This window comes from Pseudocitrobacter cyperus, assembly GCF_039889165.1.
Classification (GTDB): Bacteria; Pseudomonadota; Gammaproteobacteria; order Enterobacterales; family Enterobacteriaceae; genus Pseudocitrobacter; species Pseudocitrobacter cyperus.
Genome location: NZ_JAYMYY010000003.1, coordinates 223,603 through 248,524, shown reverse-complemented (window position 1 = coordinate 248,524; position 24,922 = coordinate 223,603). Strand labels below are relative to the sequence as shown.

Genomic DNA, 24,922 nt, shown 5'->3' with positions numbered 1-24,922 from the left:
ACTGAGAGTTCATGATGTCCACCACACTGTTTAAAGATTTCACTTTTGAAGCCGCTCACCATTTGCCTCACGTACCAGAAGGGCATAAATGCGGTCGCCTGCACGGCCACTCCTTTATGGTGCGCCTGGAAATTACGGGTGAAGTCGATCCGCATACCGGTTGGATCATGGATTTCGCCGAATTGAAGGCTGCGTTTAAACCGACTTACGATCGTCTGGATCACTACTATCTGAATGATATTCCGGGCCTGGAGAATCCAACCAGTGAAGTGCTATCGCGCTGGATTTGGGAACAGGTAAAACCGGTTGTACCGCTGCTAAGCGCGGTAATGGTGAAAGAGACCTGTACGGCGGGTTGTGTTTATCGCGGGGAGTGAATTTCTGCGAACTGATGAAAGCCCGGTAGATGCTACCGGGCTTTTTTATTAGGCAATATTCAAATATTTATGCGTCTGCATCGATAAACGCCAGTTACGCGCGATGCAGGTTTCGATGCACAAACGCGTGGCATCTTCTTTCTGGCTGATCGGCTGCAGGGCAATTACACGCTGTTTGTCATCCGTCAGCGTCTCCAGCAGCTCGTCCAGCGCTTCGATATCGCGCACGCGGCCTACCGGGTGCTTGATTTCATCCGCACGCTCCAGCGCCTGTGACAGCACGTCATAGCCACCGCGCATGTTCACTTTCGGGGAAACCGTCACCCAGGTTGTGTGCGTGCAACGCACTTCATGAGTACCGCTGGTTTCAATCTGGCAGCTAAAACCGTTTTGCTCAAGCAACGTGGTGAGTGGAGTAAGATCGTGAATGCAGGGTTCGCCGCCGGTGATGACAACATGCTTCGCTGTCCAGCCCTGGCGGGCAATGGCGGTTAACAGATCGTCTTCCCCTGCCGCGCCCCATTTATCGCTCTCTTTGGTTTTTGCCAGGATGCTGAACAGAGACACTTCCCGATCGCTAAGTTTTTCCCAGGTGTGTTTAGTATCACACCAGGCGCAGCCTACCGGGCATCCCTGTAAACGAATAAAGATAGCGGGAACGCCGGTGAAGTAACCCTCGCCTTGCAGGGTCTGGAACATTTCGTTAATCGGGTACTGCATAATCATCTCTGTAAAAGGGGGATAAGGCAATTATCGCAGATTTATGCGGGAGGGTCATGCCTGCATGCGCTTTCTCTTACAGACATAAAAAAACCCGCCGAAGCGGGTTTTTACGTTAAGAGTTAAAGAACAGGATTAAGCCTGGCCTTTGATCTCTTTACGACCGTTGAACGGTGCTTTTTCGCCCAGAGCTTCTTCGATACGAATCAACTGGTTGTATTTAGCAACGCGGTCAGAACGGCTCATAGAACCGGTTTTGATCTGGCCTGCAGCGGTACCAACAGCCAGGTCAGCGATGGTAGCGTCTTCAGTTTCGCCAGAACGGTGAGAGATGACAGCCGTGTAGCCAGCGTCTTTCGCCATTTTGATCGCAGCCAGAGTTTCGGTCAGAGAACCGATCTGGTTGAATTTGATCAGGATGGAGTTAACGATGCCTTTCTCGATGCCTTCTTTCAGGATCTTGGTGTTGGTTACGAACAGATCGTCACCAACCAACTGGATTTTGTCGCCCAGTACTTTGGTCTGGTATGCGAAACCATCCCAGTCAGACTCGTCCAGGCCATCTTCGATGGAGACGATCGGGTACTGTTTGGTCAGGTCTTCCAGGAAGTGAGTGAACTCTTCAGCGGTGAATGCTTTGTTGCCTTCGCCAGCCAGAACGTATTTACCGTCTTTGTAGAACTCAGATGCTGCGCAGTCCATCGCCAGAGTGATGTCTTTGCCCAGCTCGTAGCCAGCCGCTTTAACCGCTTCAGCGATAACAGCCAGTGCTTCGGCGTTAGAGCCCAGGTTCGGCGCGTAGCCGCCTTCATCACCAACGGCAGTGTTCATGCCTTTAGCTTTCAGGACTTTAGCCAGGTGATGGAACACTTCAGAACCCATGCGTACTGCTTCTTTCAGGGTTTTAGCGCCAACCGGCTGAATCATAAATTCCTGGATGTCGACGTTGTTGTCAGCGTGCTCACCACCGTTGATGATGTTCATCATCGGAACCGGCATGGAGTATTTACCCGGGGTGCCGTTCAGTTCAGCGATGTGTTCGTACAGCGGCTGACCTTTAGATGCTGCAGCAGCTTTGGCGTTAGCCAGAGACACAGCCAGGATTGCGTTCGCACCGAATTTGGATTTGTTTTCAGTACCATCCAGGTCGATCATGATTTTGTCGATGCCAGCCTGATCTTTAGCATCTTTACCCAGGATTGCCTGAGCGATAGGGCCGTTAACCGCGGCAACAGCTTTGGTTACGCCTTTACCCAGGAAACGGGATTTGTCGCCATCGCGCAGTTCCAGCGCTTCGCGGGAACCTGTAGAGGCGCCTGACGGAGCAGCCGCCATACCGACGAAACCACCTTCCAGGTGTACTTCGGCTTCAACAGTCGGGTTACCACGGGAGTCGATGATTTCACGACCGATGACTTTAACGATTTTGGACATTAGGTTTTCCTCAGTACAAGTTAAACTAAAACTCCAGACAAACAACGCCCCTCATGGGGCGTTGCCGTTCTAACTTTTTTACTTACTTCGCCTGACGCTTCTGGTACTCGCCGGCAGCTTTTACAAAGCCTGCGAACAGCGGATGACCATCACGAGGTGTAGAAGTAAACTCCGGATGGAACTGACAAGCAACGAACCACGGATGATTCGGAACTTCGATGATCTCGACCAACTGATCATCCCCGGAACGGCCCGCAACGCGCAGACCTGCAGCTTCAATCTGTTTCAACAGCATATTGTTGACTTCGTAGCGGTGACGATGACGCTCAACGATAGTTGGCGCATTGTACAACTGACGAACCAGGCTATCGTCGGAGAGCTGGCACTGCTGTGCGCCGAGGCGCATGGTGCCGCCGAGATCGCTCTTCTCAGTACGAACTTCGACGTTGCCTTCTTCGTCACGCCACTCGGTAATAAGCGCCACAACCGGGTACTTACAGTCTGGCACAAATTCCGTAGAGTTGGCGTTATCCATACCCGCCACATTACGTGCAAACTCAATCAACGCAACCTGCATACCCAGGCAAATGCCCAGATAAGGAATATTGTTTTCACGCGCATAGCGTGCAGTGGCAATCTTACCTTCGACACCACGGTAGCCGAAACCACCAGGAATCAGGATAGCATCTAAATCTTTCAGGATTTCGACGCCTCGTGTTTCAACATCTTGCGAATCGATCAATTTGATGTTGACGGTTACACGATTTTTCAGACCACCGTGTTTCAGCGCTTCGATAACGGATTTGTAGGCATCCGGCAGTTCGATGTACTTGCCAACCATACCAATCGTTACTTCGCCTGCCGGGTTAGCTTCTTCATAGATAACCTGTTCCCATTCAGACAGGTTAGCTTCCGGACAGTTCAAGCTGAATCGTTTACAAATATACTCATCCAACCCCTGTGATTTCAACAGGCCTGGAATTTTATAAATGGAATCGACATCTTTCATCGAAATAACGGCTTTTTCTGGCACGTTACAGAACAATGCAATTTTTGCACGTTCGTTGGCAGGAATCGCGCGATCGGAGCGGCAAACCAGAATGTCTGGCTGAATACCGATGGACAGCAACTCTTTTACAGAGTGCTGAGTCGGTTTGGTTTTGACTTCACCCGCAGCCGCCAGATAAGGCACCAGAGTCAGGTGCATGAACAGCGCGTGTTCACGGCCGATATCCACCGCCAACTGGCGAATCGCTTCAAGGAACGGCAGAGATTCGATATCACCGACAGTACCACCGATTTCAACCAGCACTACATCATGGCCTTCGCCGCCCGCAAGGACGCGCTCTTTAATGGCGTTAGTAATGTGTGGAATAACCTGAACGGTCGCGCCAAGATAGTCGCCACGGCGCTCTTTGCGCAGAACGTCTGAGTAGATACGACCGGTGGTGAAGTTGTTACGGCGGCTCATTTTGGTGCGGATGAAACGCTCGTAGTGCCCCAGGTCCAGATCGGTTTCTGCGCCGTCTTCAGTAACGAACACTTCGCCGTGTTGGATCGGGCTCATGGTGCCTGGATCGACGTTGATGTACGGATCCAGTTTCATCATGGTTACGTTGAGGCCACGGGCTTCAAGAATGGCTGCCAGGGAGGCTGCGGCAATGCCTTTACCCAGAGAGGATACGACCCCGCCGGTCACAAAAATATAGTTCGTTGTCATGCTGAACCTGAGAAGTTAGGGTGAAACGATGGAATAACCAGGACGGGAAAACAGTATACCCGAACATAACGAGCGCCACAAACTTTCATTCTCCCTCCCCTATGTTCTTCAGGCCGCGTTAATGTTGGTTTTCTCCGGATTTTACAGGGCATTGCACTGCTATTATCCGGGGGAATTACTCCATTATCGCCTTGATGTCTCACGAATAAGTGACGAACGCGTCTCAGCACGGAGTCTCAACAGAGATAAGGAGTGAGAAAATAGCCGCTTTTGGCTAAATGTTTTTGACGCAAATCAAGCGCTTGTCATTTAAAAAATCACACAAATTGCGCTTGATCGCGAAATTCCCTTAGAGATCAGTTTCCTGTCGTTTTACCTCTTGCCAGACCTCTTCCATCGTATTCAGATCGACTCCGGTCATTTCCAGGCCTCTGGCGGCGACAATTCGCTCAACTTCACGAAAACGACGCTCAAATTTGAGGTTCGCCTTTTGCAGCGCAGTTTCGGCTTTTACGCCTAAATGGCGAGAGAGATTGACGGTGGCAAACAGTAAGTCGCCCACCTCTTCCTCCAGTTTGGCTTCGTCGACAACAGCCTGCTTCGCTTCGTGCATCACTTCGTCGATTTCTTCATGTACTTTGTCCAGTACCGGGCCGAGCGTCGTCCAGTCGAAGCCGACCGCAGAGCAACGCTTTTGAATTTTGTGCGCGCGCATCAGCGCCGGGAAACTATGGGGAATGTCATCCAGCGCCGACGTTTGTGCTTTTTCAGCACGTTCAGCGGTTTTTATTTCCTCCCAGCGAGCCAGCACTTCGCGGCTGTTTCCCGCGGTGGCATCAGCGAAAATATGCGGGTGACGCCGCTCCAGTTTGTCGCTGATGGCCGTACAGATATCATTGAAGTCAAAACGCCCCTCTTCCTGAGCCATTTGTGCGTAAAAAACCACCTGGAATAACAGGTCGCCCAGCTCGCCGCGCAGATCGTCAAAGTCTTCGCGGGCGATGGCGTCGAGCACTTCATAGGTCTCTTCAAGGGTGTAGGGGGCGATGGTGCTGTAAGTTTGTTCTTTATCCCACGGGCAGCCGCTTTGCGGGTCGCGCAGGCGCTGCATAATGGTGAGTAGACGAGTGATTGGATCCATGTAAACATCCTGGAAAAGTGAAGAGAGCGAGGCCGGATAAGACGAAGTCGCTATCCGGCCTGCATATTGAATTAACCGCCGTGCAACCGCCGCGCGTCAATCACATCCGGCACCTGATTGAGCTTGCCGAGTACGCGCCCCAGCACTTGTAAGTTGTAGATCTCAATCGTCATATCGATAGTCGCCATCTGCTGTTTGGTATCGCTGCGGCTGGCTACGCCCAGCACATTGACCTTCTCGTTGGCAAGAATGGTGGTGATGTCACGCAGCAGGCCGCTACGGTCATTCGCCGTGACGCGAACCACCAGCGAGTAGCCCGCCGAGTAGCTCTCTCCCCAAACGGCATCCACCAGGCGTTCTGGCGCATGCGCTCGCAGTTCGACCAGTTGTTCGCAGTCGGCACGGTGCACAGAAATGCCACGCCCCTGAGTGATAAAACCGACGATCTCATCCCCCGGGATCGGCTGGCAGCAGCGGGCGATGTGGTGCATCAGGTTGCCAACGCCTTCCACCACCACGCGGCCATTATCTTTGCTGCGGTTTTGCGGCGCGTAGGTTTTCTGCTGCAATTGCTTCAGCGCCGCCGCATCTTCTTCTGCCGCGCTTGGTTTGTTGAACTGCGCCTGCAGGAAGTTAACCATCTGATTAAGGCGAATATCACCGCCGCCAATCGCCGCTAACAACTCTTCCACATCGTTGAAGTTGTAGCGCGGCAGCAGATGTTTTTCGGCTTCTTTCAGGCTGATTCCCAGATGCTCCAGTTCGTCATCGAGGATCTGACGCCCGGCAAGCACGTTCTTGTCGCGATCCTGTTTACGGAACCAGGCGTGGATTTTCGAACGCCCGCGGCTGGTGGTGACGTAACCCAGGTTCGGGTTCAGCCAGTCACGGCTCGGGTTCGGCTGCTTCTGGGTGATGATTTCAATCTGATCGCCCATCTGCAACTGATAGGTGAACGGCACGATGCGCCCGCCTATTTTCGCGCCGATGCAACGGTGGCCGACATCGCTGTGGATGTGGTAGGCGAAATCAAGCGGCGTCGAGCCCGCCGGTAGATCCACCACGTCGCCTTTCGGCGTAAACACATACACGCGGTCGTCAAAGACCTGGCTGCGCACTTCGTCGAGCATTTCGCCGGAGTCAGCCATCTCCTCCTGCCACGCAATCAGCTTACGCAGCCAGGCGATGCGATCTTCATGACCGCTACGCGGGCCAGGCGCCGCCGTGCCCTCTTTGTATTTCCAGTGCGCGGCGACGCCCAGTTCTGCATCCTCGTGCATCTGTTTGGTGCGAATCTGAATCTCAATCGTTTTGCCGCCAGGCCCCAGCACCACGGTGTGGATCGACTGATAGCCGTTCGGTTTTGGGTTGGCAACGTAGTCGTCAAACTCATCCGGCAGGTGGCGATAGTGAGTATGTACTATCCCCAGAGCGGCGTAGCAGTCCTGCAAGCGTTCAGCGACGATACGCACTGCGCGCACGTCAAACAACTCATCGAAGGCGAGCTGTTTTTTCTGCATTTTGCGCCAGATGCTGTAGATGTGTTTCGGCCGGCCATACACTTCCGCTTTCACACCTTCGGTTTTCATTTCGGCGCGCAGATGCCCCACGAACTCAGCAATATAGTGTTCGCGGTCAATACGACGTTCATGCAGCAGTTTGGCAATGCGCTTATATTCCGCCGGGTGCAGATAGCGGAAGCAGTAATCTTCCAGCTCCCACTTGAGCTGGCCGATACCGAGTCGGTTAGCCAGCGGCGCGTAGATGTTGGTGCACTCTTTCGCCGCCAGTACGCGTTCATCTTCCGGCGCGTCTTTCACTTCGCGCAGGTGCGCGATACGTTCAGCCAGTTTAATGACCACGCAACGGAAGTCGTCAACCATCGCCAGCAGCATGCGGCGCACGTTATCGACCTGATCGGACGACACGGAATCGGTATGGGTGGCTTTCAACTGGCGTATTGCCGCCATATCGCGCACGCCGTGGATTAACGTCACCACTGATTTTCCGGCGCTTTCGGCAAGCACCTCTTCAGAGACGACGTTAGCATCCACTAACGGGAACAGTAAGGCCGCGCGCAGGGTATCGTTATCCATGCTGAGCATCGACAGAATTTCCACCATCTCAACCCCACGCCAGAGCAGCAGCTCGGCATCCGGGTGATCCTGTGTGTGCTGTCGACAATAATCCCAGGTCTCGGCTAAGCGCTCACACGACTGCTGGCTGGTAATTCCCAGGCTTGAGATCCATTTTTGTGAGTCAAACTCACCAGCTTTATTTAGATGTGCACTTCTTACCGCAACCATTGTCCTCTCCTTAACGGACCGGGCCTGCCGAAGTCGGCAAGCCGCGATTATTACTTACGCTCAAACAACACCATCGATTCCAGATGCCCAGTGTGCGGGAACATATCAAGCATTGCCATACGCTGAATTTGGTACCCCGCACTTAACAGCGCCTCGCTATCACGCGCCAGCGTTGCCGGGTTGCAGGAGACATACACAATCCGCGCAGGGGATAATTTTAGAATATGTTGCATCACACCTGGCGCTCCTGCGCGGGCAGGGTCGAGTAAAATTTTGTCAAAGCCGTGCTTCGCCCAGCTTTGACGGGTCACATCCTCTTCCAGATTCTCATGGAAAAACGTGACATTCTGTAACTGATTGAACGCGGCATTTTCCTGCCCTTTCGCTACCAGCGCCGGAACCCCCTCGACACCAATCACGCTGGCTGCGCGTTTTGCCAGCGGCAGCGTAAAGTTGCCCATGCCGCAAAAGAGGTCAAGTACCCGATCGTCTGGCTGAACGTCCAGCCACGCCAGCGCCGTGGCAACCATTTTCTGGTTTACACCATCGTTCACCTGGATGAAGTCGCGCGGGCTGAACGTTAAGCGTAGCCCGTCTGAGGAATACCAGGGAGCTTCACCGATTACGCGTTCAAGTATCTCGCTTTCTGGCGCGAGATACAGGGAAAGTCCAAAAGAATGCGAAAAGCGTTCCAGTTTTTCTTTATCCTGCGCGCTGAGCGGTGCCGTATGGCGGAGCACCATCAATGAGCAGTTGTCGGCGCTCACTAACTCGATGTGCCCCAGGCTACGTTTACTCTGCAATGTGTTCAGACATTCACGCAGCGGCACCAGCAACACACCAAGAGCGGGCACCAAAACCGGGCATTGCACTACATCGACAATATCGTTGGCGCCAGACTGACGAAACCCCATCTGCAATTGCTGCGTTTTCGGCTGATAATTTAGGCTCAGACGCGCCCGGCGGCGGTAGCCCCAGGGCTGCGCCGAAATCACCTCTTCAACCTCGCGTTTCATCAAACGCGCCAGTGCAGCCTGCTTGCTGCGCTGCTGTAGTGCAATAGTGGCATGCTGCTGCTGGCAGCCGCCGCAGACACCAAAATGGGGACAACGAGGCGTTTCACGTTCCGGGCTGTCGCTTAATCGACGTTTAACCTTACCGCGAGCGTACTGTTTTTTATCTTCCGTAATGGTGATTTCAGCACGTTCTTCAGGAAGCAATCCATTGATAAATAGTGCTTTACCGTTATGTCTCGCGACCCCCTGCCCAAATGGGTCAAGGTCACTGACTGTCACAGTTATGATCTGGCGCGTCGTCACGCGCCGTTTTGCAGAGTAGAATTGCGCCATCGTAGAGATTTTTCTCAAAAAAACATATTACCCTGATTCTCCCACAACGGACCTTCATGACCAACTACAGCCTGCGTGCGCGCATGATGATTTTGATCCTGGCCCCGACCGTACTCATCGGTTTACTGCTCAGCATCTTTTTCGTCGTTCACCGCTATAACGACCTGCAGCGTCAACTTGAAGACGCTGGTGCCAGTATCATCGAGCCACTTGCCGTCTCCAGCGAATACGGAATGAATTTGCAAAATCGCGAATCCATTGGCCAGCTCATCAGCGTATTGCATCGCCGCCACTCAGACATAGTGCGGGCGATTTCGGTGTATGACGAACACAACAGGCTGTTCGTCACCTCAAACTATCAGCTTGATCCCACCGAACTGCGTTTGCCAACGGGACAACCCTTCCCCCGACGGCTTAGCGTTACGCGCCACGGCGATATCATGATTCTGCGCACGCCGATCATTTCCGAACACTATTCGCCGGATGAATCACCACAATCAGATGCCAAGACTCCGGTGAATATGCTGGGCTATGTGGCGCTGGAACTGGATCTCCGCTCCGTGCGGCTTCAGCAGTACAAAGAGATTTTCATCTCCAGCGTGATGATGCTGTTCTGTATTGGTATTGCGCTGATCTTCGGCTGGCGACTGATGCGCGACGTCACCGGGCCGATTCGCAACATGGTCAACACCGTTGACCGCATCCGACGCGGGCAACTCGACAGCCGCGTCGAAGGCTTTATGCTCGGCGAGCTGGATATGCTGAAAAATGGCATCAACTCGATGGCGATGTCGCTGGCGGCTTATCACGAAGAGATGCAGCACAACGTTGACCAGGCGACCTCTGACCTGCGTGAAACGCTTGAGCAGATGGAGATCCAGAACGTCGAGCTGGATCTGGCGAAAAAACGCGCCCAGGAAGCGGCGCGTATTAAGTCTGAGTTCCTGGCCAACATGTCCCACGAGCTACGTACACCACTCAACGGTGTCATTGGCTTCACCCGCCTGACGCTGAAAAGCGAGCTTAACCCGACACAGCGCGACCACCTCAGCACCATTGAACGCTCGGCCAACAATCTGCTGGCCATCATCAACGACGTGCTCGATTTCTCGAAGCTGGAAGCCGGCAAGCTGATTCTGGAAAGTATTCCGTTCCCGCTGCGTAACTCGCTTGATGAAGTGGTGACGCTACTCGCCCACTCGGCTCACGACAAGGGGCTGGAGCTAACGCTTAATATCAAAAACGATGTGCCTGATAACGTGATTGGCGACCCGTTGCGCCTGCAACAGGTGATCACCAACCTGGTCGGCAATGCGATTAAGTTTACCGAGCATGGCAACATTGACGTGCTGGTTGAGAAACGCGCGCTCAGTAACAATAAAGTTCAGATTGAAGTCCAGATCCGCGATACAGGGATCGGTATTCCGGAACGCGATCAGTCCCGGCTGTTCCAGGCGTTCCGCCAGGCTGACGCCAGCATTTCCCGCCGCCACGGAGGCACCGGGCTGGGGCTGGTTATCACGCAAAAACTGGTCAAAGAGATGGGCGGGGATATCTCCTTCCACAGTCAGCCGAATCGCGGCTCAACCTTCTGGTTCAATATCAACCTGGATCTCAACCCCAATGTTGCCGCAGACGGTGTGTCAACGCAGTGTCTGAGCGGAAAAACGCTGGCATATGTGGAAGCGAATGCGGCTGCGGCTCAGGCCACGCTGGAAATGCTGGCCTCAACGCCGCTGGAAGTGATTTACAGTCAGACATTCTCTGCGCTGCCGGTTAAGCATTACGACATGATGCTGGCGGCGATTCCGGTTTCGGTACGCGACCTGGAACACCATCGTGCAAAACTGGCGCAGGCTCGGGCGATGACTGACTATCTGCTTCTCGCACTCCCTTGCCATGCGCAGGTTGATGCCGAAGCATTGAAAAAAGAGGGCGCGGCGGCTTGTTTGCTGAAACCACTGACGTCGACCCGGCTGTTACCGGCATTAACGGATCTTTGCCACACAGAACAACCCGTGCTGGAACATCAGACGGAGGATCCACGCATCGCAATGACCGTGATGGCCGTCGATGATAACCCGGCCAACCTGAAGCTGATTGGCGCGCTGCTCAGCGATCAGGTGCAACATGTTGAGCTGTGCGAAAGTGGCCAACAGTCGATCGAACGCGCCCGTGAAATGCAGTTCGATTTGATTCTGATGGACATACAGATGCCGGATATCGATGGTATTCGCGCCTGCGAGTTGATCCGCCAGCTACCGCATCAGCAACAAACGCCGGTGATTGCCGTTACCGCGCACGCCATGGCCGGGCAGAAAGAGAAGCTGCTGAGCGCAGGCATGAACGACTATCTGGCGAAACCGATTGAAGAGGGCAAATTACGCAATCTTCTGTTGCGCTATAAACCGGGGCTTAATGCCGCGGCAATGCCTGTCGTGGCCGAACATGTCGAACCGGCGGTCGATCTCAACACGACGCTCGACTGGCAGTTGGCGCTGCGCCAGGCCGCATATAAACCCGATTTGGCGCGCGAGATGCTGCAAATGCTGGTTGCCTATCTGCCAGAGGTGCGAAATAAAGTTGAAGAGCAACTGGTAGGCGAAAAGCCTGAAAATCTGGTGGATGCGATTCATAAATTGCACGGAAGCTGCGGCTACAGCGGTGTGCCGCGCCTGAAGCATCTGTGTCATCTGATTGAAGGGCAATTGCGTAACGGTACGCCAGCGGAAGAGCTTGAACCAGAGTTCCTGGAACTGCTGGATGAGATGGATAACGTGACGCGTGAAACGAAGAAGGTGTTGGGGTGAGTGGTGTCCCCTCACCCCGGCCCTCTCCCCAAAGGGGCGAGGGTGAAAACCTGCGCTGTTCTGCTAAATCGGCTCAGTCAGTCCCCTCTTCTTCCCTTTGGGGAGAGGGTGAAAACCTGCGCTGTTCTGCTAAATCGACTCGGTCAGTCCCCTCTCCCCTTTGGGGAGAGGGTTAGGGTGAGGGGCAGAAAACTACAACCGCTCCCCCATCCTCAACATCGCCGCGATATTTCGCGCCGTCATAAACAGATTATCTTCGGCATCCCGCAATGCGTCTTCCAGCGTGCAGATGCGATACAGCACACTAAACACCGCATCCAGCCCATGTTCATACACCACGCCGACATCCGGCGTCAGGCTGCCGCCAATGGCGATGACCGGTACGTGATAACGCTTCGCTACGCGAGCCACGCCTACGGGGACTTTGCCGTGAATCGTCTGGCTATCGATGCGACCTTCCCCGGTGATCACAAGATCGGCGTCGGCCACCAGCTTATCGAGATGCAGCGCATCAGTGACAATTTCAATACCCGGGCGAAGCTCGGCACCGCAAAAAGCATACAGCGCCGCGCCCATTCCGCCTGCCGCACCGCCGCCTTCCAGTTGAAGCACGTCAATCCCCAGATCCCTTTTAAGGCACTGCGCATAGTGCGTCAGCGCGGCATCGAGGCGGGTAATCATCTTCGCCGTCGCCCCTTTCTGCGGGCCAAACACCGCAGATGCGCCCTCTTCCCCGGTCAACGGATTAGTGACATCACAAGCGACTTCAATGCGACACTCCGCCAGCCGCGTATCCAGTTCGCGAATATCAATATGCGCCAGTGTTTCCAGCCCTGCGCCGCCTGGCGCAATCGCCTGGTTATCCGCCGTCAGCAGTTTTACACCCAGCGCCTGTACCATGCCTGCGCCACCGTCATTGGTCGCACTGCCGCCGAGGCCAATAATAATATGCTTAACCCCCGCGTCTAAGGCGTGGCGAATCAGTTCCCCGGTTCCCCAGGAGGTGGTGGTCAGCGGGCAACGTTTATCGGCAGGCACAAGCTCCAGGCCGCTAGCCGCCGCCATTTCAATAAAGGCGCTTCGCCCATCGCCTGAGAGGCCATAAAACCCCTGCACGGTGTCGCCCTGTGGGCCGGTGACGTCTATCTCTACGATACGCCCCTGAGTGGCAGTGACCATTGCCTCAACGGTACCTTCGCCACCATCCGCAACAGGAAGTTTATGGTAGTCAGCCTCGGGATAGATTTCGCGAAAACCACGCTCAATCGCGCTGGCAACCTCCAGCGCACTCAGGCTTTCCTTGTAAGAATCCGGGGCAATTACAATCTTCATTGGCTGTCCTTATGCGTGGGTTGAGCCATGATCTTACATCTGAATCAGAAAAAATGCCGACCCCGGCAGGGATCGGCATTTTGATCAACGCACCATGCAAGGACGCTTATTATCAAACGTCCAGTTGGGGATGAGGTACTGCATCCCCATCGCATCATCACGAGCGCCCAGGCCATGCTTCTTATAAAGCTCGTTAGCCTGCATAACGCGATCCATATCCAGCTCGACACCCAGCCCAGGCGTCGTCGGCACCTGTACCATACCGCCTTTAATTTCAAACGGTTGTTTGGTGAGGCGCTGGTTCCCCTCTTGCCAAATCCAGTGAGTATCAATCGCCGTCACATTCCCGGGCGCCGCCGCTGCAACATGGGTGAACATCGCCAGCGAGATGTCGAAATGGTTATTGGAGTGCGAACCCCAGGTCAGGCCAAATTCATGACACATCTGCGCCACCCGTACCGAGCCCTGCATAGTCCAGAAGTGCGGGTCTGCCAGCGGAATGTCGACCGATTGCAGGGAGAGCGTATGGCCCATCTGACGCCAGTCGGTGGCGATCATGTTGGTCGCGGTCGGCAGGCCAGTCGCGCGGCGGAACTCCGCCATCACCTCACGCCCGGAGAAGCCCTGTTCAGCACCGCAAGGATCTTCCGCATACGCCAGCACGCCCTTCAGGTATTTGCCGATTTTAATCGCCTCGTTGAGCGACCATGCACCGTTAGGATCGAGCGTAACGCGCGCCTGCGGGAAGCGTTTAGCCAGCGCCACGATGGATTCCGCTTCTTCTTCCCCGGCCAGCACGCCGCCTTTCAGTTTAAAGTCGTTAAAGCCATATTTTTCATACGCGGCTTCCGCCAGGCGCACCACCGCGTCCGGGGTCATCGCTTCATCGTGGCGCAGACGGTACCAGTCGCATTGCTCATCCGGCTGGCTCTGATACGGCAGCGGCGTCGCTTTACGGTTGCCGACGAAGAACAGGTAGCCGAGCATCTCCACTTCGCTGCGCTGCTGACCATCGCCTAGCAAAGAAGCAACGTTTACGCCCAAATGCTGGCCGAGCAGATCGAGCATCGCCGCTTCAATACCCGTGACCACATGAATGGTGGTACGCAGGTCGAAAGTTTGCAGACCGCGACCGCCGGAATCACGATCGGCGAAAGTATTACGCACCAGCGTCAGAACGTTCTTGTATTCACCCAGCGTTTTGCCGACCACCAGCGGAATGGCATCTTCAAGCGTGGTGCGAATTTTCTCGCCGCCGGGAATTTCCCCCACGCCCGTATGACCGGAATTGTCTTTAATCACCACGATGTTGCGGGTAAAGAACGGTGCATGCGCCCCGCTCAGGTTCATCAGCATACTATCGTGACCCGCCACCGGGATGACCTGCATGGAAGTGACAACTGGCGTTGAAGTTTGAGACATGATTCAGTCCTTTTAATTAATTGCGGCCGAAAACGGGACGTTTGCGGTCAAATGTCCAGCCGGGGATCAGATACTGCATCGGGCCCGCGTCATTACGCGCGCCGCCCGGTAGGCTTTTATACGTTTCGTGCGCTTTCTGCACCTGATCCCAGTCCAGCTCGACGCCCAGTCCGGGCGCATCGGGAACGGCAATTTTGCCGTGAGCGATCTGTAGCGGATTTTCGGTCAGGCGCGCATCGCCCTCCTGCCAGATCCAGTGAGTATCAATCGCTGTCGGATTACCCGGCGCGGCGGCGCCAACGTGGGTAAACATCGCCAGCGAGATGTCGAAATGGTTGTTGGAGTGGCAACCCCAGGTCAGTCCCCACTCGTCGCACATCTGCGCCACGCGCACCGCGCCGGAGAGCGTCCAGAAGTGCGGGTCAGCCAGTGGGATATCCACCGCATTGAGCATCACCGCATGCCCCATTTCACGCCAGTTAGTGGCGATCATGTTGGTGGCGACCGGCAGGCCGGTGGCGCGACGAAATTCCGCCATCACTTCTCGCCCGGAGAAGCCCTGCTCTGCGCCACACGGATCTTCCGCGTAGGTCAGCACATCGTTGAGCCCCTTACACAGCGAGATCGCTTCATCCAGCAGCCAGGCGCCGTTCGGGTCGACGGTGATCCGCGCATCCGGGAAGCGTTTTTTCAGCGCTTTTACTGATTCAATCTCCTGCTCGCCCGGCAGCACGCCGCCTTTGAGTTTGAAATCTTTAAAACCGTAGCGATCCTGCGAGGCTTCCGCCAGCCGCACCAGCGCCTCGCTGGAGAGCGCCTCCTGGTGACGCAAATGGTACCAGTCATGGCTGCCCGGTGTATTTTCCAGATAGGGCAAATCGGTTTTGCGGCGGTCGCCGACGTAAAAGAGATAACCGAGCACCGTGACCGCATCGCGCTGCTTCCCCGGCCCCAGCAGTTCACAAACCGGGACATTCAGCGCTTTGCCCAGCAGGTCAAGCAGTGCGGCCTCCAGCGCCGCCACCGCGTTAACCTTCAACTCAAACGTCCATGCTCCTTTACCAAAGGTGTCGAAATCCGCCGCCTGATTCCCCTTATGCACCTGCTGAACCACTTTATTCAGGCGGGCGATCTCCTGCCCCAGCACCACAGGAATGGCGTCCACCAGCGTCTGGTAAATCACCTCGCCACCCGGCGCTTCCCCGACGCCGGTATTCCCGGCGTTGTCAGTCAGCACTACAATATTGCGCGTGAAGTACGCATTGTGCGCGCCGCCAATATTGAGCAGCATACTGTCATGCCCGGCAACGGGAATGACCTTCATATCCGTGATTACGGGGCTCGATTGCGTTGTCATGATGATTGCCCCGCAACAGGTTTCAGTTCGATACGTTTAATATCGCCCACCAGCACCAGATAGCTCAGCACCGCCACCAGCGCATGAATACCGACGTAGATCAGCGCGCCGTTGAAAGAGCCGGTTGTCCCGACGATGTAGCCAATCGCAATCGGCGTCACGATACCCGAAATATTGCCGAACATATTAAACAGGCCGCCAGAAAGGCCGCTGATCTCTTTCGGCGCGGTATCCGCCATTACCGCCCAGCCCAGTGCGCCAACCCCTTTACCGAAGAAGGCCAGTGCCATAAAGCCGATAATCATCCACTCGACGTTCACATAGTTACAGAACACCATCACCATCGATAGCAGCATGCCCATGACGATCGGCGTTTTACGCGCAATGTTCAGCGAACCGGTACGACGCATCAGCCAGTCGGAGATAACCCCACCCAGTACGCCGCCAATAAATCCGCAAATCGCCGGAACGGAGGCGACAAACCCTGCTTTCAGAATCGACATACCGCGCGCCTGCACCAGATAAACCGGGAACCAGGTGATGAAAAAGTAGGTTAGCGCGTTGATACAGTACTGGCCGATATAAATCCCAACCATCATGCGCGAGCCGATCAACTGTCTGATCTGCCCCCACTTGACGCTAAACGGCACTTTTACCTTCGCACCTTTTTGATCCATGTTGATCAGCGCGCCGCCTTCAGCGATGTACTCCAGCTCTTTTTTGTTCACGCCCGGATGTTGATTCGGTTCGTGGATCACTTTCAGCCAGATAAAGCTGATAACGATCCCCAGCCCGCCCATAAAGAAGAACACATGCGACCAGCCCACCTCATGCGTCAGCCAGCCCATGATCGGCGCGAAGATAACCGTGGCAAAGTACTGCGCGGAGTTAAAAATCGCGACCGCCGTGCCCCTTTCCTGTGCCGGGAACCAGGCCGCAACGATACGACTGTTGCCGGGGAAAGAAGGGGATTCAGCAAGGCCGACGAGGAAACGCAGGGTAAAGAGTGCGACGATAATGCCAAAACCGCTAAAGATATCGACGAACCCCTGCAACAGGGTAAACATCGACCAGATGAAGATAGACCAGAAGTAGACTCGTTTTGAACCGAAGCGGTCGAGTAACCAGCCGCCGGGGATCTGCCCGATAACGTAAGCCCAGGAGAATGCGGAGAAAACATATCCCATCCCCACCGGGTCAAGACCAATATCTTTGGCCATTTCGGAACCGGCAATCGACAACGTCGCCCGGTCTCCGTAGTTAAACGACGTGACGATAAACAGCATCACCACTATCCAGTAGCGAGCGTTGGTACGCTTTTCAGCGGCGCTCGCAGCCTGACTTAATGAACTCATTGTTGCACTCCTGAATTATAGCTTTCGGCTACATTCACTCTGAACAACACAACCTGTAGGGTAATCAGAATGACGTATTGGTGTTTTTATCGCAGCGCGTCGTTATGCATGACTTGCTGCGTTTTATAACTGGCTCAGGAAGTATAAAAAGAGGTGCATACTGGCTCACCGTGCATCTACACAGCATTGAGGGGGTAATTAAAAGAGATTTATGGCTTCTGCCCAAAGCACTGGAAGATGCTTCACGGAAATGAAAACTGTTTGCTAAAAGTCAGCGGGACAAACGAGGAAGAAGGGGTATGAAGAGGTACTCCTGACGCGGTGTAAACGCCCTCTGCGTGACGAGAGGGCGACACTTTATTTAAGCAACGTAGCCCATTGCTCAACCCAGGGGTTGGAAACACCTTCTGGCTCAGGGTCTTCACTGGCGTCAATCATCAGCATTTCGCCGATGCGCTGAGCGCCCTGCTCCTGTAATAATGCATCGAAGGTTTTGCCGCCGCCGCAGAAATTAGCGTAAGTACTGTCGCCCAGAGCAATAATGCCGTAGCGCAGATGTGGCTGGTACATATCCTTGAGGTCGTTATACAGCGGCACAATGCTGTCCGGTAAATCGCCCTGTCCGGTCGTCGAGGTGACAACCAGCACATATTTACCCACATACTCTTCCCAGTCGCTTACTTGCGGGTCTTCAAAAACCTTTGCGGCATGACCCTGATTGCCCAGAATCGCCTGCGCTTCTTCGGCGACTAACAGCGAATTACCATACATGGTGCCAACAAAAATCCCTACTTCAGCCATGATTTAACTCCCTGTTTACTTTCAGATGTTCTCATCCTGACCGCTCCCGCCGACAAACTCAACCCTTTCGTTATCAGGGAGAAGCCCGCGCCAGCCAAAGTGTGACAGCGCCTGCATCCACGTTTCGTCGAGCCCGGCGCGCAGCGTAAGCGGCTCACCGGTAAACGGATGCATCAGGGAGAGCGAACTGGCATGCAGCATCAGGCGCTGACAGCCGAAATTTTCTGCCGCGCTGCGGTTCTGACGCAGGTCGCCATGTTTGCTATCGCCAATAATAGGATGACGCAAATGCGAGAGGTGACGACGCAACTGATGCTTGCGCCCGGTTTTGGGTTCCAGCTCAACCAGCCCGTAACGAGTGGTGGGGTATCGTCCCGTCGCCACAGGCATCTCGACCGTCGCCAGCCCGCGATAGTGCGTCACCGCAGGCTGCGGCTCTTTATTCTCTTTGGCAAATTTGTCGGCAATCTTGTCGAGCTCTTCCACCAGCGGGTAGTCAAGTACCGCTTCATCCATCAACCAGCCGCGCACGATGGCATGATAACGCTTCTGCATTTGGTGCTGTTCAAACTGCTGCGACAATAACCGCCCTGCCTCGCTTGAAAGCCCCATCAGCAGTACGCCGGAAGTCGGGCGGTCAAGGCGGTGGGCGGTAAACACATGCTGACCTATCTGGTCACGCACCGTCTGCATCACCACCACTTTTTCATCGCGATCGAGCCAGCTACGGTGAACTAACCAACCGGAAGGTTTGTTAACAGCGACCAGCCATTCATCCTGGTAAATAATTTCCAGCATCAGTTGTCATCATCAGCAAAAAAGGCGTCAAGCTTTTGCAGCTCAAGCAAAATAATATCGCGCTGCGGATGCTGCGCATCCAGCGCCATTTCATAGTAAGGCGCGATGGCAAACCGTTGCGGCAGAGGCTCGCCGTTATCCAGCAATTGATGCATACGCGGAATCAATACCCACTGTAACCACGCCAGCGGCTCCAGCGTATCCATGCAGAAGGGTTGATCGCTGGCGAACGCACTGGCATCTGGAGCTTCGTCCTGCCAGTGTTGATGCAGGCGCAGCATCGCCTCGATGGATTGCAATTGTTCGCGCAGATTATTGTGAAAAGTCATGGGAGCCTCGATAGAAACGAAATCGCGCGCAGGATACCACCAGCCGAACGCAAAACAAAAAAAGGGAGCACTGTATAAACAGTGCTCCCGGTTCGTTTCGCAGCATTCCAGCTACTTTTCGTGCTCCCTGCTCGTCCGTGACAACTTTTCCTGCGGTCTTGCGACCTGTTCATCCATAAACTGTTGCGTCCTGCTCACACCACCCCGATGCGAATCTACCCAATCCTTGAGTATGTCCTGAACTTCTTGCTCCACCGCTCATCCTGACCGGCTCTCATTCTCCATCCTGGAGGTGTCCTTTAACGCATCCTGGCGTTATCCTTTTGCCTCGTCCTGAAGCCTTTCCTTGTTACACCGTCCTGGCGTATCCACTTACCTCATCCTGAGGCCTGTCCCTGAAGCACCATCCTGGTGTGTCCTGTTTGAAGTGCCATCATCCTGATGTTCACTTCACTGTGCGACTCCTTGTCGACGGAGATAGAATCGCTTATTACGCCCCGTCTTACAAGGCCTCTTCAGACAATCCTGTAAGGACATTTTCATATGAAAGTACCTAAGGAAAATCTCAATTATTTGTTTTGTAAGGAAAACAAAAAAATCATTCAGTGCCTGTCTTACTTATGTCCTGGCGATCTCCTACAAGGCATGTAAGAGATCTCTCACAGACAATCGGGCAAAGTGGATTACAAATCGGGGTCTAATTGATTGAGAAAGCTCTCAAGAGAAGGTGCGAGTGTCTGGCGTTTACGGGTACCGAGCGTCTCTTTAACCACTTCACCACTCATATTACAGACGGAAATCACATCCAGTTCGCTTTCCAGAGTGGCGATAAACAGCGTCGGCGATAGCTTCAGGCGTTTCTGAGTCACCAGGTGGCCGATCAGATTCTCCTGCACACGACGAAAGTCGTCCGGGCTCCATACCTGCAATAACGTCAGTCGCTGCCCGGCAAAACGCGCTTCCATATCGCCGGCAAACTGAGTGGTATAATAAGTATGAAGCGGTGGTTGTACCACAATGTCCAGCGCGCGTTCAACGGCATTTACATTTTGTTCACCACTAAATGGCAGCGGCTGCCAGAAAACCGCATCATCGGTGGTATTCACAATGCAGGGAGAGGCGACGCCGTACAGCTCTTCGCTGCGCGGCCAGCAGTGATTCTGCTGCTGCCATGCGTCACAATAACGTTGGGTAAAAGCCTGGAGCGCTTCTGCAGTCTGATGGTCCACCGATTTCTCTCTTCTGTTTAGTCAGGTTACACTTGGCGTATAGTCTACCTGCTTTATAACGGTGAAACATGTCTTCTTATGATAATCATCAGGCTCTGAGCGGCCTGACACTGGGTAAATCAACGGATTACCGTGATACTTACGATGCCGCACTGTTACAGGGTGTTCCACGTAGCCTTAATCGCGATCCGCTCGATTTACGTGCCGATGCGCTACCGTTTCATGGCGGTGATATCTGGACGTTGTATGAACTCTCCTGGCTGAACGCCAGAGGATTGCCGCAGGTAGCGGTGGGCCATGTGGAACTGAGCCACACCACCGTGAATCTGGTGGAATCCAAGAGCTTTAAGCTCTACCTGAACAGCTTTAACCAGACTCGCTTCGCCTCATGGGATGACGTTCGTAATACGCTTGAGCGCGATCTCCGCGCCTGCGCGCAGGGTGACGTATCTGTATCGCTTTATCGTCTTGATGAGATTGAAGGGCAGCCTGTTGCGCACTTCCACGGCACCTGCATTGATTCTCAGGATATCGAGATTGATAACTATGAGTTTAATGCTGACTACCTGCTGAACGCGACGGCAAATAAAACAGTCGAAGAGACGCTGGTCAGCCACCTGCTGAAATCCAACTGCCTGATCACTCACCAGCCCGACTGGGGCTCCGTGCAAATTCAGTATCGCGGGCCGCAGATTGACCGCGAAAAGCTGCTGCGTTATCTGGTGTCGTTCCGCCACCATAATGAATTTCACGAGCAGTGTGTCGAGCGTATCTTCAGCGATATTCTGCGCTTCTGTCAGCCGGAAAAACTCAGCGTTTATGCGCGCTATACCCGTCGCGGCGGGCTGGATATCAACCCGTGGCGTTCGAATACGGAATTTGTACCGGCGGTTGGTCGGCTGGTCAGGCAGTAAGGGCCCCCTCACCCTAACCCTCTCCCACGGGGAGAGGGAACCGATTGTGCACATTGAGAGGGAACCGATTGTGCACATTGTTACGTTCTGCGCTGTTTTCTCCCTCTCCCTGTGGGAGAGGGCCGGGGTGAGGGCCCCCATCCCCCTCACAAACCTCAATAATTTCTCAATTTACAGCCATTCTCCTGCACAGGGTGGTTGTAGTATTCCTACAGGCAAGGCTATTGTAATCAGCAGGGAAGACGATTCTCGTCCCGTAAGGAGCTCACTTGATTACACATATTAGCCCGCTTGGCTCAATGGATATGTTGTCGCAACTGGAAGTCGATATGCTTAAACGCACGGCCAGCAGCGACCTGTACCATCTGTTTCGTAACTGCTCGCTGGCGGTACTAAATTCAGGCAGCCTGACCGATAACAGTAAAGAACTGCTGTCCCGTTTTGAGAATTTCGACATTAACGTGCTGCGCCGCGAGCGTGGCGTGAAGCTTGAACTCATCAACCCGCCTGAAGAGGCGTTCGTTGATGGTCACATTATTCGCTCGTTGCAGGCCAACCTGTTCGCCGTTCTGCGCGATATCCTGTTCGTCTACGGGCAAATCCATAACACCGTGCGCTTCCCGAATCTCGATCTGGAAAGCTCAACTCATATCACTAACCTGGTTTTCAGTATTCTGCGCAACGCCCGGGCGCTGCACGTTGGTGAAGCACCGAGCATGGTGGTTTGCTGGGGCGGTCACTCAATTAACGAAAATGAATACCTGTATGCGCGTCGTGTGGGGAATCAGCTTGGCCTGCGCGAGCTAAATATCTGCACCGGGTGCGGCCCGGGCGCGATGGAAGCGCCGATGAAAGGCGCGGCGGTAGGTCACGCACAGCAGCGTTACAAAGAAGGCCGTTTCATCGGCATGACTGAACCGTCAATTATTGCCGCTGAACCGCCTAACCCGCTGGTTAATGAGCTGATCATTATGCCGGATATTGAAAAACGCCTCGAAGCGTTTGTGCGTATCGCTCACGGTATTATCATCTTCCCCGGCGGCGTCGGAACGGCGGAAGAGCTGCTTTACCTGCTGGGCATTCTGATGAATCCGGCGAATAAAAATCAGGTGCTGCCGCTCATCCTTACCGGCCCGAAAGAGAGCGCTGACTACTTCCGCGTACTGGATGAGTTTATCGTACATACTTTGGGTGAAAGCGCGCGCCGTCACTACAAAATCATCATAGATGATGCCGCAGAGGTGGCCCGTCAGATGAAAAAAGCGATGCCGCTGGTGAAGGAGAACCGTCGCGATACGGGCGATGCTTACAGCTTTAACTGGTCGATTAAGATAGCCCCTGACCTGCAATTGCCGTTCGAACCAACCCATGAAAACATGGCGAACCTGAAACTTTATCCTGACCAACCTGTAGAAGTACTGGCCGCCGACCTGCGCCGCGCCTTCTCAGGGATTGTCGCCGGTAACGTGAAAGAAGTGGGTATTCGCGCCATCGAAGAGCACGGGCCGTATAAGATCCACGGCGATAAAGCGATGATGCGCCGTATGGACGATCTGTTGCAGGGTTTCGTCGCCCAGCACCGTATGAAGCTGCCAGGCTCCGCATATATCCCTTGCTACGAAATTATGGCCTGATAACGCCAGCCTTAATGTCGCCCGATCCTCGGGCGACTTATCCCTCTTGCCCGTTGAATCTATTAGCATAAAACCCTGCCCTTACGCACTTTTCCCAACATACACGCTGATACCGCTGAACAAAAAATAATAACCCTCACTTATTGTTATTACATTTCCTCAATCGTTTGCGCTCTGAGTAAAGCGTTAATTATTGACAACAAAGACAAATAAACAACCTAAAACGCTGTTTTAAACACTTTTATTGGTGAAAAACGCGAATTTACAGCCTCCCCTGTTTACCAACAATACTGCTGATGCTAGCTTTTGCGACCATAAATTTCTGCCCAAATAACAATCACAGGCAGATGAACTGCAAACACAGCTAAGAGGAGTGAATTATTACATTTGGGATCATGATCACTGATAGATTCATCAGTTAAATGTATCTTTCCGGCCGTCACAGTGATGGGTGAAAATCATAAAAAAACCATCGCTAAAAAGATTTCATATTACTGTCGGCCCTAATTCCATTGGAATTAACTAAAAACCGACAATTTTCCTTCCTCCAGGAGAAACAGATGGAAAGCACTCAAACCAGCACCATCGCGTCAACAGAATCCGCTAGCGGATGGCGCAAAACTGATACCATGTGGATGCTGGGTCTTTACGGCACAGCCATCGGCGCGGGCGTATTGTTCCTGCCGATTAACGCAGGCGTTGGCGGCATGATCCCGCTGATTATTATGGCAATTCTCGCCTTCCCAATGACCTACTTCGCACACCGCGGCCTGACCCGCTTCGTTCTGTCCGGTAAAAACCCGGGCGAAGACATCACCGAAGTGGTTGAAGAGCACTTTGGCGTGGGCGCAGGCAAACTGATTACCCTGCTTTACTTCTTCGCTATCTACCCGATTTTGTTGGTATACAGCGTCGCCATCACCAATACCGTTGAAAGCTTCATGACGCACCAGTTACAGATGACTGCACCGCCGCGTGCGATTCTGTCGCTGATCCTGATCGTTGGCATGATGACCATCGTTCGCTTCGGTGAGCAAATGATCGTCAAAGCGATGAGTATTCTGGTATTCCCGTTTGTTGCAGCCCTGATGTTGCTGGCTCTGTACCTCATTCCTCAGTGGAGCGGCGCGGCGCTGGAAACCCTGTCCTTTAGCTCAGCAAACTCTACCGGTAATGGTCTGTGGATGACGCTGTGGCTGGCAATTCCGGTGATGGTTTTCTCCTTTAACCACTCTCCGATCATCTCCTCCTTCGCCGTGGCGAAACGTGAAGAGTACGGTCAGGATGCAGAGAAAAAATGTTCTAAAATCCTGGCATGCGCACACGTCATGATGGTGCTGACGGTGATGTTCTTCGTCTTCAGTTGCGTACTGAGCCTGACTCCGGCAGACCTGGCGGCGGCAAAAGCACAGAACATCTCGATTCTGTCTTACCTGGCGAACCACTTTAACGTCTCCTTCATCGAATGGATGGCGCCAATTATCGCGATTATCGCTATCACTAAATCGTTCCTGGGCCACTACCTGGGTGCACGTGAAGGCTTTAACGGGATGGTGATTAAGTCTCTGCGTGGCAAAGGCAAATCCATCGAAATCAACAAACTGAACAAAATCACTGCGCTGTTCATGCTGGTTACCACCTGGATTGTGGCGACCCTGAACCCAAGCATCCTGGGTATGATTGAAACCCTGGGCGGCCCGGTTATCGCGATGATTCTGTTCCTGATGCCGATGTATGCGATTCAGAAAGTACCGGCGATGCGTAAATACAGCGGTCACATCAGCAACGTATTCGTTGTGATTATGGGCCTGATTGCTATCTCCGCTATCTTCTACTCTCTGTTCAGCTAATATCCCCCCGCGCCGCCTTCGGGCGGCGCTTCTCTCTACAGCAA

At 53.8% G+C, this 24,922-nt stretch carries 19 protein-coding genes; 5 read left to right on the top strand and 14 right to left on the bottom strand.

The features are described from left to right. Positions 1 to 11: 11 nt before the first annotated feature. Entirely contained in the window at positions 12 to 377 is a 366-nt protein-coding gene (gene queD, locus VSR74_RS12705) for a 6-carboxytetrahydropterin synthase QueD (protein ID WP_163446301.1), read from the top strand. Positions 378 to 425: 48 nt separating this feature from the next. On the opposite strand, the gene queE is transcribed toward queD, so the two are convergent. From queE to rlmD, 6 genes are all read right to left on the bottom strand, one after another. Continuing rightward, positions 426 to 1,097: a 7-carboxy-7-deazaguanine synthase QueE gene (gene queE, locus VSR74_RS12700; protein WP_347795075.1), complete on the bottom strand. Its 672-nt coding sequence runs from the start codon at positions 1,095 to 1,097 to the stop codon at positions 426 to 428. Between the two features lie 135 nt (positions 1,098 to 1,232). Further along, on the bottom strand, positions 1,233 to 2,531 hold the full coding sequence (gene eno, locus VSR74_RS12695; RefSeq protein ID WP_347795074.1) for a phosphopyruvate hydratase: 1,299 nt from the start codon (positions 2,529 to 2,531) through the stop codon (positions 1,233 to 1,235). 82 nt (positions 2,532 to 2,613) lie between these two features. Continuing rightward, on the bottom strand, positions 2,614 to 4,251 hold the full coding sequence (gene pyrG / locus VSR74_RS12690) for a glutamine hydrolyzing CTP synthase (RefSeq protein WP_347795073.1): 1,638 nt from the start codon (positions 4,249 to 4,251) through the stop codon (positions 2,614 to 2,616). Between the two features lie 349 nt (positions 4,252 to 4,600). Continuing rightward, positions 4,601 to 5,392 (bottom strand): nucleoside triphosphate pyrophosphohydrolase, encoded by a 792-nt coding sequence (gene mazG, locus VSR74_RS12685; RefSeq protein ID WP_347795072.1) that lies wholly within the window; start codon positions 5,390 to 5,392, stop codon positions 4,601 to 4,603. A 71-nt stretch (positions 5,393 to 5,463) separates the two neighbouring features. Beyond that, positions 5,464 to 7,698 (bottom strand): GTP diphosphokinase, encoded by a 2,235-nt coding sequence (relA, locus tag VSR74_RS12680; RefSeq protein ID WP_347795071.1) that lies wholly within the window; start codon positions 7,696 to 7,698, stop codon positions 5,464 to 5,466. 50 nt (positions 7,699 to 7,748) lie between these two features. Beyond that, positions 7,749 to 9,047 (bottom strand): 23S rRNA (uracil(1939)-C(5))-methyltransferase RlmD, encoded by a 1,299-nt coding sequence (gene rlmD, locus VSR74_RS12675; RefSeq protein WP_347795070.1) that lies wholly within the window; start codon positions 9,045 to 9,047, stop codon positions 7,749 to 7,751. A 56-nt stretch (positions 9,048 to 9,103) separates the two neighbouring features. Between rlmD and barA the strand changes: the two genes are divergently transcribed. Further along, entirely contained in the window at positions 9,104 to 11,857 is a 2,754-nt protein-coding gene (gene barA, locus VSR74_RS12670) for a two-component sensor histidine kinase BarA (protein WP_347795069.1), read from the top strand. Positions 11,858 to 12,049: 192 nt separating this feature from the next. Here barA and VSR74_RS12665 read toward each other — a convergent pair whose 3' ends face one another. The 8 genes from VSR74_RS12665 to syd all read right to left on the bottom strand — a co-directional run bounded on the left by VSR74_RS12665 (position 12,050) and on the right by syd (position 20,480). Next, entirely contained in the window at positions 12,050 to 13,189 is a 1,140-nt protein-coding gene (locus tag VSR74_RS12665; protein ID WP_347795068.1) for a glycerate kinase, read from the bottom strand. A gap of 84 nt (positions 13,190 to 13,273) precedes the next feature. After that, the gene (gene gudD, locus VSR74_RS12660; protein WP_347795249.1) at positions 13,274 to 14,614 is read right to left on the bottom strand and encodes a glucarate dehydratase; all 1,341 of its coding nucleotides are present in this window, start codon (positions 14,612 to 14,614) and stop codon (positions 13,274 to 13,276) included. Between the two features lie 13 nt (positions 14,615 to 14,627). Next, positions 14,628 to 15,968, bottom strand: coding sequence for an enolase C-terminal domain-like protein (locus tag VSR74_RS12655; protein ID WP_347795067.1), 1,341 nt, complete (start codon positions 15,966 to 15,968; stop codon positions 14,628 to 14,630). Further along, the gene (gudP, locus tag VSR74_RS12650; RefSeq protein WP_347795066.1) at positions 15,965 to 17,323 is read right to left on the bottom strand and encodes a galactarate/glucarate/glycerate transporter GudP; all 1,359 of its coding nucleotides are present in this window, start codon (positions 17,321 to 17,323) and stop codon (positions 15,965 to 15,967) included. Before gudP ends, VSR74_RS12655 begins: the two co-directional genes overlap by 4 nt. 357 nt (positions 17,324 to 17,680) lie before the next feature. Next, positions 17,681 to 18,124: a flavodoxin gene (locus tag VSR74_RS12645; protein WP_347795065.1), complete on the bottom strand. Its 444-nt coding sequence runs from the start codon at positions 18,122 to 18,124 to the stop codon at positions 17,681 to 17,683. 21 nt (positions 18,125 to 18,145) lie between these two features. Further along, complete coding sequence (gene truC / locus VSR74_RS12640) at positions 18,146 to 18,922, bottom strand: tRNA pseudouridine(65) synthase TruC (RefSeq protein WP_347795064.1); 777 nt, start codon at positions 18,920 to 18,922, stop codon at positions 18,146 to 18,148. Continuing rightward, positions 18,922 to 19,251 carry a YqcC family protein gene (locus VSR74_RS12635; RefSeq protein WP_347795063.1) on the bottom strand — a complete coding sequence of 110 codons (330 nt, stop codon included), beginning with the start codon at positions 19,249 to 19,251 and terminating at the stop codon, positions 18,922 to 18,924. Before VSR74_RS12635 ends, truC begins: the two co-directional genes overlap by 1 nt. A gap of 683 nt (positions 19,252 to 19,934) precedes the next feature. Next, complete coding sequence (gene syd / locus VSR74_RS12630) at positions 19,935 to 20,480, bottom strand: SecY-interacting protein (RefSeq protein ID WP_347795062.1); 546 nt, start codon at positions 20,478 to 20,480, stop codon at positions 19,935 to 19,937. Positions 20,481 to 20,548: 68 nt separating this feature from the next. Between syd and queF the strand changes: the two genes are divergently transcribed. From queF to VSR74_RS12615, 3 genes are all read left to right on the top strand, one after another. Continuing rightward, positions 20,549 to 21,394 carry an NADPH-dependent 7-cyano-7-deazaguanine reductase QueF gene (queF, locus tag VSR74_RS12625; protein WP_347795061.1) on the top strand — a complete coding sequence of 282 codons (846 nt, stop codon included), beginning with the start codon at positions 20,549 to 20,551 and terminating at the stop codon, positions 21,392 to 21,394. A gap of 269 nt (positions 21,395 to 21,663) precedes the next feature. Continuing rightward, positions 21,664 to 23,028, top strand: a complete 1,365-nt coding sequence (ppnN, locus tag VSR74_RS12620) for a nucleotide 5'-monophosphate nucleosidase PpnN (RefSeq protein WP_347795060.1) — start codon at positions 21,664 to 21,666, stop codon at positions 23,026 to 23,028. Between the two features lie 560 nt (positions 23,029 to 23,588). Beyond that, positions 23,589 to 24,878, top strand: a complete 1,290-nt coding sequence (locus tag VSR74_RS12615; protein WP_347795059.1) for an HAAAP family serine/threonine permease — start codon at positions 23,589 to 23,591, stop codon at positions 24,876 to 24,878. Positions 24,879 to 24,922 lie beyond the last annotated feature (44 nt).

Bases quoted from the DNA above. Each gene is read 5' to 3' on its own strand.
- queD (WP_163446301.1), top strand. From the start codon at position 12: ATGATGTCCACCACACTGTTTAAAGATTTCACTTTTGAAGCCGCTCAC.
- queE (WP_347795075.1), bottom strand. From the start codon at position 1,097: ATGCAGTACCCGATTAACGAAATGTTCCAGACCCTGCAAGGCGAGGGT.
- eno (WP_347795074.1), bottom strand. From the start codon at position 2,531: ATGTCCAAAATCGTTAAAGTCATCGGTCGTGAAATCATCGACTCCCGT.
- pyrG (WP_347795073.1), bottom strand. From the start codon at position 4,251: ATGACAACGAACTATATTTTTGTGACCGGCGGGGTCGTATCCTCTCTG.
- mazG (WP_347795072.1), bottom strand. From the start codon at position 5,392: ATGGATCCAATCACTCGTCTACTCACCATTATGCAGCGCCTGCGCGAC.
- relA (WP_347795071.1), bottom strand. From the start codon at position 7,698: ATGGTTGCGGTAAGAAGTGCACATCTAAATAAAGCTGGTGAGTTTGAC.
- rlmD (WP_347795070.1), bottom strand. From the start codon at position 9,047: ATGGCGCAATTCTACTCTGCAAAACGGCGCGTGACGACGCGCCAGATC.
- barA (WP_347795069.1), top strand. From the start codon at position 9,104: ATGACCAACTACAGCCTGCGTGCGCGCATGATGATTTTGATCCTGGCC.
- VSR74_RS12665 (WP_347795068.1), bottom strand. From the start codon at position 13,189: ATGAAGATTGTAATTGCCCCGGATTCTTACAAGGAAAGCCTGAGTGCG.
- VSR74_RS12655 (WP_347795067.1), bottom strand. From the start codon at position 15,968: ATGACAACGCAATCGAGCCCCGTAATCACGGATATGAAGGTCATTCCC.
- gudP (WP_347795066.1), bottom strand. From the start codon at position 17,323: ATGAGTTCATTAAGTCAGGCTGCGAGCGCCGCTGAAAAGCGTACCAAC.
- VSR74_RS12645 (WP_347795065.1), bottom strand. From the start codon at position 18,124: ATGGCTGAAGTAGGGATTTTTGTTGGCACCATGTATGGTAATTCGCTG.
- truC (WP_347795064.1), bottom strand. From the start codon at position 18,922: ATGCTGGAAATTATTTACCAGGATGAATGGCTGGTCGCTGTTAACAAA.
- VSR74_RS12635 (WP_347795063.1), bottom strand. From the start codon at position 19,251: ATGACTTTTCACAATAATCTGCGCGAACAATTGCAATCCATCGAGGCG.
- queF (WP_347795061.1), top strand. From the start codon at position 20,549: ATGTCTTCTTATGATAATCATCAGGCTCTGAGCGGCCTGACACTGGGT.
- VSR74_RS12615 (WP_347795059.1), top strand. From the start codon at position 23,589: ATGGAAAGCACTCAAACCAGCACCATCGCGTCAACAGAATCCGCTAGC.